Below are 8,761 nucleotides of genomic sequence, written 5' to 3' on the forward strand. Positions count from 1 at the left end.
GCGAGGAGGAGTACCAATGAAACTGGAAGAATACCAGGGAGTCTGGGTATTCATTGAGCAAATCGATAGAGTAATAGAAGGAGTTTCTCTTGAATTGCTTGGTGCAGGCCGAAAACTTGCAGATAAATTAAATGTTCCACTGGCGGGAGTTTTGCTTGGTGAAGGAATAAAGCCTTTGGCTTCGGAGGTTATTACAGGCGGAGCTGATGAAGTTTATATTATCGATCATCCGGTCCTGAAGGATTACCGGACTGAATCCTATATGAAATGTATCATGCTGCTTGCCGAAAAATATAAACCGGAAATTTTCCTTTATGGTGCTACTCCCAATGGGAAAGATTTGGCCAGCGCTGTCGCGACAGACCTGAATACCGGACTGACAGCAGATACCACTATGCTTGATGTGGATGTGGATAACAGGCTGCTTGAGGCAAGCCGTCCAGCATTTGGCGGTAATATCATGGCAACCATTCTCTGTAAAAAACACCGTCCGCAAATGGCCACTGTAAGGCCAAAGGTTATGAAAGCTCTTGAACCAGACACAACACGGTCGGGTAAAATTATAGTAGAAATCATATCTCTCGCCGAAGAAGATATGCGGACAAAGGTTCTCCAAATTGTGAAGGATGTAACAAAAAATGCCAATCTTGCAGAGGCACATGTAATAGTTTGCGGAGGAAAAGGCATGGGAGACCTGCAAAACTTCGGATTGTTATATGAGCTTGCCGAAACAATTGGTGCCAGTGTTGGCGGAACACGTGACGTTGTTGAAGCAGGATGGCTTCCTCATCATTTACAAATCGGGCAGACTGGTGAAACAGTCACACCGAAAATCTACTTCGCTGTTGCCGTTTCAGGGGCAATCCAGCATGTGGTAGGAATGAAAAACTCAGAAATTATTATTGCTATAAATAAAGATCCAAATGCGCCTATATTTGATGTAGCAACATATGGAATTGTAGGAGACGCCATGGAAATCATTCCAAAATTAATCGAGGAATTTAAACAAGTTCCTATCAATCAAGGTGGTGAAATCAGCTATGCCTGAAAAATTTGACGTAATCATTGTAGGAGCAGGACCAGCAGGCACAGCCTGTGCTCTTCAAACCGCTAGGGCAGGGCTGAAAGTTCTTTTAATTGAGAGAGGCGAATACCCGGGAAGCAAAAACGTTATGGGCGGGGTTTTATACCGTAAACAACTAGAGGAACTAATTCCTGAATTTTGGAAAGAGGCACCACTGGAGCGGCCTATAATTGAGCAGCGTTTCTGGATGCTGGATAAAGAGTCGGTTGTTTCCTTCGGTTATAAAGGATTGGAATGGGGAGCAGAGCCATACAACAACTTTACTATTTTAAGAGCGCAGTTTGATCAGTGGTTTGCTCAAAAAGCGGTTGAAGCTGGAGCGCTTCTAATTAATGAAACTGTGGTTACTGAATGTATTGTAGAAAACGGAAAGGTTATTGGAGTTAGGACCGACCGTCCTGATGGAGAGCTCCATGCAGATGTGGTAGTTCTTGCGGATGGAGTAAACTCACTTCTATCCAAGCAGCTTGGATTCCATAAGGAATTCAGACCCGATGAGGTAGCACTAACTGTTATGGAAGTTATCAACATGCCAAAAGAAAAAATAAATGACCGGTTTAACCTTGAGGAAAACCAGGGAACAACCATTGAAATTTTTGGGGATTCTACCAAGGGGAACCTTGGTACAGCCTTCCTTTATACAAATAAGGACAGCCTGAATATTGGGGTTGGAACTACGCTATCAAGTATGATAAAAGCTAAGCTGAAGCCGTATGATCTTCTTGATTATCTTAAAAACCATCCAATGGTCAAATCTATTCTTCAGGGAGGCGAGTCAGCAGAATATCTGGCCCACCTTATACCAGAAGGCGGTTTCCGATCTGTTCCAAAGGTAGCCGGAAATGGTGTCCTCGTAGTTGGAGATGCAGCACAGCTTGTTAATGCGATTCACCGTGAAGGTTCTAATATGGCCATGTATTCAGGTAAATTGGCTGCAGAAGCTGTAATTAAGGCAAAGGAAAGAAATAATTACAGTGAATCAAGCCTGAATAGCTACCGTGAAGCTTTATATGGAAGCTTTATCATGAAGGATTTAGAGAAATATAAAGATGCTGCTCATACCTTTGAAAAGTACCCGCAATACTTTAAAGAATATGTACCAATGATGAATAAAGCAATGAGCAAATTCTTTACGGTAGATGGTACACCAAAACGTGACAAACAAAAACAAATTATGAAGAGCATTACAGCGGAAAGAGGCACAATCCGTGTAATTCAGGATATGTATCGAGCTTGGAAGGCGGTGAAATAATGTCAACGAAAAATATCGAGGAAAAACAGTATCTCCTCCGTTTTAAATGTGATACGAAATCTCATTTGACCGTACTGGATCATGATGTATGCATGACACAATGTCCCGATAAAATTTGTACAGTATTTTGCCCAGCAGAGGTTTATAAGTGGGAAGGAACACGTATGCAGGTAGGCTACGAAGGCTGCCATGAATGCGGAAGCTGTCGCATTGGCTGTCCATACCAGAACATAAAATGGGAATATCCAAAGGGCGGACACGGAATCGTTTTCAGAATGGCTTAAAAAACAAAAGGCTTTCCCTCTAGTATAGGAGGGAAGCCTTTTTTGCACACATAAATAAATTTCAGGGCAACCTGAAACGGTAAGAGGGGCACGATATTTAAGTTGACTTATTTTCCGGGAAATTTCGCATAAAAGGGGTAAAATGTCGTATTAACACTATATGTATGGTTATTCACAAGGAGGTTTAAAAAGAGGTGAAGCAAGGGGATATTGAAGTGTGATTAACTTATTTTTTCTTGAAGGCCTGAGGAGAAAATCTCGTCTTTTTTACTAAAGCTTGCATATGATTTTGCCAGTTCCGCGGCATTATTGAACGAATCAAACAGCTGGGATGAAAAGTAGGGATGTTTCCATGAAAAAGATCCTTCCGAGTCAGCTGGGTATATACTCACTTTCCAATGATAATATTCTGTATCTTCGAATGCAGGCTCACCTTCCAGAGCAATTAACCAGTGTGTGGAGCGGACCTGATTCGGAGGAGTTATTTCTGCTTCTAACAGTGCGAGCTGATCCTTTAAGCCAATTGGAATTAATCCTGTCTGATAAAAATCCCGGTAATTAGGATTGTACATAATTTAGCCCTCCCTATAGCTTCTATAACTACATTATATGTGAATTTACAGCATTATTTCGATTTAAATGTTAAGATTTCAAGAAATTTAAAAGCGCTTCCAAATTTTCAGAAAAAGTATATTCAATTTTTGAATTTTAAGCTCTGTAAAAGCTCATTGTTGATTTTTCCTTATTTTGATTGAAAGACGCGAGACTCCTCGGAAATACTATCGCATTTCCTTCGTGCATGGGCGATTTTAAGGGTGCTATTCATGTCCTACGGAAAGCGAAATTCACTGACAGATTAACAAATCTTTATTAAAGATATGAAATGTGACACGCATCACAACTATTTTCTATTGCCGGCGTTATACTGAGTTCATAAAAGTTTGAAAGGAGCCATATAAATGAACGGCTGTATGAGTGGTTTTGGCGGTATGCCAACAGGTGTATTATCCGAAGGCTTGAAGCAATTAAAAAGTGAACACCCATCATTATTAGAGAAATTGGAATTTCAATATAATCTGGTTCAGCAAATTGAAAAGGAAGAAAGTATAGAGAATAATTTTACTGAATTGATTCGCAGGGTGTCAGAGTTTAAGGCGGAGCTTGATCCCCATTCAGAAAGGGAAGAAGGAGTTCTTTTTCCGATGATGGGTGCCTATGTTGGAACCACATCTGGCCCAATTGCAGTGATGGAATATGAGCATGACCAGGCAAAAGGCTATATTGGATCCTTTCTGAAAACTGCTTTGGAAGATCGTATACTATCTATAGAGGAAATGAAAGAACAAGCACATTTAATAAAAAGTGCGTATGTCACATTGACCGAGCACTTTGCAAAAGAGGAAAATGTCCTTTTCCCTATGGCGGAAAGAATGCTTTCTGATGAGGAAAAAGAAGAACTTGCAAGGAAAATTAATGAGATTAAGTAAAGAATGGGACATCCCATTCTTTTTTTATTAGGCTATTAATTTTTTTAAAAATTTAAACTATAATTTAACAAGGTGGAAGAGTATCAACATCCCTGTATATATTTAATGAAATTTTACATATAAGGAGGAAAGCAGATGGTGACAGAAATCATTTCCCAACGCCCCTAAAGGGGGTTGAATCTGAACCACCTTTATAAGGAGGTTTAGAAAAATGTTAAGAAATTATATCTTTCTTGTTAGCTTTTCAGAATTTGCTTCCCGTATGAATTTCATGGCACTTACAGGTTTTCTGCTTTTGTTTCCATCCTCAGAATGGAATCTGATGATATTTTTCCTAGTTCGTCAAATAGGTGGACTGCTTACTAGTTTATTAGCCGGCAGGTTAGCAGATAATTGGGATAAGCGGCTAATTATGCTTGGCAGTGAAATAGCAAACGGGGCAGCTGTTTTAATACCGCTTTTTTTCTATCATCCAATAGCAGTATGGGTATCTGCTTTTATAATGGGCTGCACTTACCAAACCTTTTATATTAGCTATTCTTCTTCTATACCGGAAATATTTGGAGCTAAAAATGCATATAACGGTAATGCTCTTATTCTAAGAGTCAGTTCAGTTTCGAGTATCATTGGGTTTTCAGCAGGTGGGTGGATTGCAGAAAACTATGGCATTCAGCCAATAGCAGTATTTGATAGTTTTACGTTTTTTACAAGTGCAGCAGTCCTGACCTTCTTGCGCTGGAACTCAAAGGCTGAGAAAGTCAACATTATAATAGAAAAAAAGAATCTTCAATTTAAGGAGTTATTAAATAAAAGCGAATCCTTGGCACCAATATGGTTTATAGCCTTTTTCTACAGCCTGGCAGTAGCGGGTTATAATTTTTCGCTTCCTTTGCTAGCCTCAGAGTACGAAAAAGCATCCTTAATGAATGGAGTCTTTTGGTCATCTGCTGCGGTTGGCAGCTATTTAGGCAGTTTAATTAAGCGAAGACATTATTTAGAAAAGAGTTACTTTCAATATTTATTCTTCTTCTCCTTTAGCATTGCTGTTGCTTTTTCTGTTAATAACATCTTTGCTGCAGCGTGTTTTCTTCTGATAGGGGGTGTTTTTGATAGTGCAGGGCAAACAGCGGCAGCTTCTATCATACAAAAGGAAAGTAGAACAGTAAGAGGGCGCTCATTTGGTATCCAGGCTTTTTTTAATCGTTTAGGTTTTTTTGTGGGATTCGGTGCAGCACCATCGCTTGCAGCTGCTTTAGGATTGCGGGAAAACATGTGGATCTTGCAAGGTATATTGGCAGCAGGGGTAATATTTTTTTATAAAAGGGTAAGGGTGGGTCAATTTGGAACAAACCGTTGAGAGATTATTTAAAAGTGACATACTTCAAGATTTAATGGCAAGATTTGATGCAGCTGGGGAGTGTAAAAAACTGGGGGACTTTGAAAATTATGTTTTTGAAGTTACCTATAGGGGTAAACCTGCTATTCTTCGTGTTACTCACAGCTCACACAGAAAAAAAGAGGAAATCGATTCTGAGCTTGAGTGGATGGACTTTTTGCATAAAAACGGAGTCACCTGTCCGGGATGCTATCGTTCAAAGCAGAAGCTTTGGGTGGAAACAGCCGCAGCTGAGGACGGATCGAATTTTTATGCCTGCTTATATTCAAAGGCCCCTGGTTCTTTGGTTAAAGTGGGAGCCCCTGAATTTAATGATAAGCTCTTTTTTGCCTGGGGGGAAATAATCGGTAAAATGCATGCGGTAACAAAAGGGTATAAGCCTTCAGGGCATACGAGGCCTTCTTGGGACGAAGAAGAGCTTTTGGACATTGAACAATATGTTTTAGAGAATGACATTGTCAAGAATACAAACGCCATCATTAAAGAGCTGGAGAGTCTTCCGGCGAATCGCAGCAATTATGGGCTTATTCATTCAGACGTACATTCGGGTAATTTTTTCTTTGATGGTGAAACCGTTCATGTTTTCGATTTTGATGATTGCAGTTATCACTGGTTCGCTTCTGATATTGCCATCCCACTCTATTATTCTCTTCTTTATGGCTTCCCTGGGAACGATGAAGCAGAAGCGAAGAAATTTTCAGTTAACTTTTACCGGAAGTTCTTGACTGGATATCAGAAACATAACGAACTCCCAACTGATTTATTCAAACAGCTTCCGCTCTTTTTACGGCTCAGGGATATAACCCTGTATTCAGTTCTGGAAAAAAAGATTCCTTTGGAAGAAAGGAATGAAAATATCCTTAATATGATGGATAAAATTAGGGATCGGATCCTTTCAAACAGGGCCATCATTGATCTTTCAGAGGATGAAATAATGTCGGTAAACTCCTAATCTGAGGAAAAATCAAAAGCTGCCTTCTTTTGAAGGGCAGCTTTTGATTTTTAAAAGTACATTTCCATTAGTGTTGGAGTGGCAGCGAAATAAATACAGTGGTACCGACAGACAGTGTACTTTCAATGGAAATAGTACCGCCCATGGATTCAATAATTCGCTTGCAAATCACGAGTCCTAGTCCCGTTCCTGTATCCTTGGAAGTATAAAAAGGATGGAAGATCTTTTCTAAATCTTTTTTTTGTATTCCTTCCCCAGTATCTGCAATTTCTAATTTTGCTTGCTGCTTCGTTTTATATAGGCGGATTGTGAGCGTTCCGCCAATTTTCATTGATTCAAAGGAATTTTTGGAGAGGTTTAAAAGAACCTGTTTAATCTGGTCCTTTATTCCCTCAATCCTTATTGGTTCAGGGGGAACCTCCCAGGAACAAACGGAGCTATAGGAATTTCCTTCTGAAATAACGAGAGGCTGCAATTCGTTTACAATTGCGGACAAATCGATTATTTCTCTGTTTTGGGCAGTAGGTTTTCCCAGAATAAGAAACTCACTTGCAATTTCATTAATTCGCTGAAGCTCTGTGTCAATGACCTGAAAATAATACTGGTCATCTGCATCTTTATACTTCTCTCCGAGCAGCTGTAGAAGCCCTTTTATGCCTGTAAGCGGGTTCCGGATCTCATGGGCTGTACTGGCAGCAAGTGTGCCAACCAATTCAAGTTTTTGTGCTTCATATTGAAGTCTTTCTTTTTCGGTCTGCCTTTTTAAAAGCAGGTATTTGATTAATAAATAGAAAACATGGGATATAATTAAAAGAAAAAGCAAATTTTTTATTAATGTCTTAATAATAGTACTGTAATCCGGAGCGGGCAACTGGACATGAATGGACCAGGGGAGCCTGTTGATTGGTTTTACCAGCCAGTCAGTACCTGTAAGCTTACTATCTTTATCAATATTAATCTTAAGAATTGGATCTTGATCTGCATTTGCTATATATAGCTTTGCATCAGGAGTTACTAATTTCATCAGATTTTTCAAATAGTCTATTCTTAAATAGGCTACAAGAATCGCACTTAGCTCACCTTTATTATCCAAAACTGGAGAAGCAAGCCCGATAATTTCCTGATGATTGCTTATATATTCAGGATGATTCGAAATCACAGTATCTCTGGTCTGTATCAGTTCTTTAATATAATCCTTGTTTGCAAGGAGAGAACTGTCTGGCAGGAGGTTAGAACCAACTAATTTTATTCCAGCACTGTCGAGTAAATAAAGTCCTCCATACCGTGAATCTCTTTGCTGAATATCCCTTAATAGAGGCTCGTTTTTCTGAGGAGAACCGCTATTAATTTTGGCGGAAAGAGAGACGATATCCAAGCTGGTATTCGTTTGGGTTATAAACTCGTCCCAGCTTTGCTGATGAATAGTACCTATCCATTCCGCTTTCTCCTTTCGGACCTGGGTATCCTTTTTTAAAAGATCGTGATAAAAATAACCAGTTCCAAGGAGAAAAGGGAGAATCACGAGGAGAATATATACGATAATATTTTTCTGATGTATATTCATAGGTATTTTCCTTAGGTCATTGATAGGTAAATATGAGTCTATTATAGCATTAGTGGCAGATTTAGGGGAGACTTCTGTAATGGGAATAAATATGTTCTTTCCCGGTTGATTCCATGGTAAATTGACAGGATGCATTTATTTTCATATAATAATTTTGAATTCGAGATAATTCTATTACCCAAAAGGATTGATTTCTATGGAAAATGAATCAGTATCACAATCCCTTAAGCTGTTTATCGTATTGTCAAGAGCTTATAAAGCTCTTAATGAACATGTTAATAGATATATACAAGAGCATGGCTTAAACCCTACAGAATTTGCTGTTATGGAGCTTTTATTTCACAAAGGTGATCAGCCGATGCAGCAAATTGGCAGTAAAATCCTTTTAGCCAGCGGAAGTATCACATATGTTGTCGATAAACTGGAACAAAAGGGAATGCTTAGAAGAATCGCCTGTCCAAAAGACAGAAGGGTAACTTATGCTCAGATAACTGACGAGGGAAAACAATTTATTGAAGGGATTTTTCCTGAACATGCACAAAGAATACATGAATTGATGTCCAGCCTGGACATCCAGGAAAAAGAGGAAGCAATCAGACTCCTGAAAAAACTTGGAATCCCTGCAGGCAAGTTTTAAAAATACGGTGAAAACCGTATTTTTTTTATTGGTGTGCCAGGCATGGCAACTATCTAGGTGGTGAAAGTCCACTGTGGGGGTACACATCGACCAACCACTAAGGAA

Annotated in this window: 9 protein-coding genes; 7 read left to right on the forward strand and 2 right to left on the reverse strand. The window is 39.3% G+C overall.

Annotated elements, in window-relative coordinates; all coding sequences use genetic code 11:
- The first annotated feature begins 16 nt into the window (after positions 1-16).
- From AC3WR0_RS16850 to AC3WR0_RS16860, 3 genes are read left to right on the forward strand one after another with little or no spacing between them, the layout of a single operon-like run.
- Positions 17-1,048 (forward strand): electron transfer flavoprotein subunit alpha/FixB family protein, encoded by a 1,032-nt coding sequence (locus tag AC3WR0_RS16850; protein WP_492553390.1) that lies wholly within the window; start codon positions 17-19, stop codon positions 1,046-1,048.
- A complete protein-coding gene (locus tag AC3WR0_RS16855; RefSeq protein WP_492553391.1) occupies positions 1,041-2,336 on the forward strand; it encodes an FAD-dependent oxidoreductase in 1,296 nt (431 codons plus the stop codon). The genes AC3WR0_RS16850 and AC3WR0_RS16855 overlap by 8 nt, the downstream gene beginning before the upstream one ends.
- Positions 2,336-2,620 carry a 4Fe-4S dicluster domain-containing protein gene (locus AC3WR0_RS16860; RefSeq protein WP_027323174.1) on the forward strand — a complete coding sequence of 95 codons (285 nt, stop codon included), beginning with the start codon at positions 2,336-2,338 and terminating at the stop codon, positions 2,618-2,620. The genes AC3WR0_RS16855 and AC3WR0_RS16860 overlap by 1 nt, the downstream gene beginning before the upstream one ends.
- Before the next feature lie 221 nt (positions 2,621-2,841).
- On the opposite strand, the gene AC3WR0_RS16865 is transcribed toward AC3WR0_RS16860, so the two are convergent.
- Complete coding sequence (locus AC3WR0_RS16865) at positions 2,842-3,192, reverse strand: hypothetical protein (RefSeq protein WP_492553392.1); 351 nt, start codon at positions 3,190-3,192, stop codon at positions 2,842-2,844.
- Between the two features lie 387 nt (positions 3,193-3,579).
- Here AC3WR0_RS16865 and AC3WR0_RS16870 point away from each other — a divergent pair, with 387 nt between their 5' ends.
- From AC3WR0_RS16870 to AC3WR0_RS16880, 3 genes are all read left to right on the forward strand, one after another.
- Entirely contained in the window at positions 3,580-4,107 is a 528-nt protein-coding gene (locus tag AC3WR0_RS16870; RefSeq protein ID WP_492553393.1) for a hemerythrin domain-containing protein, read from the forward strand.
- A 211-nt stretch (positions 4,108-4,318) separates the two neighbouring features.
- Entirely contained in the window at positions 4,319-5,464 is a 1,146-nt protein-coding gene (locus AC3WR0_RS16875) for an MFS transporter (protein WP_492553394.1), read from the forward strand.
- Entirely contained in the window at positions 5,448-6,455 is a 1,008-nt protein-coding gene (locus AC3WR0_RS16880; protein ID WP_492553395.1) for a phosphotransferase enzyme family protein, read from the forward strand. The genes AC3WR0_RS16875 and AC3WR0_RS16880 overlap by 17 nt, the downstream gene beginning before the upstream one ends.
- A gap of 67 nt (positions 6,456-6,522) precedes the next feature.
- On the opposite strand, the gene AC3WR0_RS16885 is transcribed toward AC3WR0_RS16880, so the two are convergent.
- Positions 6,523-8,019, reverse strand: coding sequence for an ATP-binding protein (locus tag AC3WR0_RS16885; RefSeq protein WP_492553396.1), 1,497 nt, complete (start codon positions 8,017-8,019; stop codon positions 6,523-6,525).
- A gap of 196 nt (positions 8,020-8,215) precedes the next feature.
- On the opposite strand from AC3WR0_RS16885, the gene AC3WR0_RS16890 reads away from it, so the two are divergent.
- Entirely contained in the window at positions 8,216-8,656 is a 441-nt protein-coding gene (locus tag AC3WR0_RS16890) for a MarR family winged helix-turn-helix transcriptional regulator (RefSeq protein WP_027323179.1), read from the forward strand.
- Positions 8,657-8,761: the final 105 nt, after the last annotated feature.

Source organism: Neobacillus sp. FW104-15D2 (assembly GCF_058790155.1).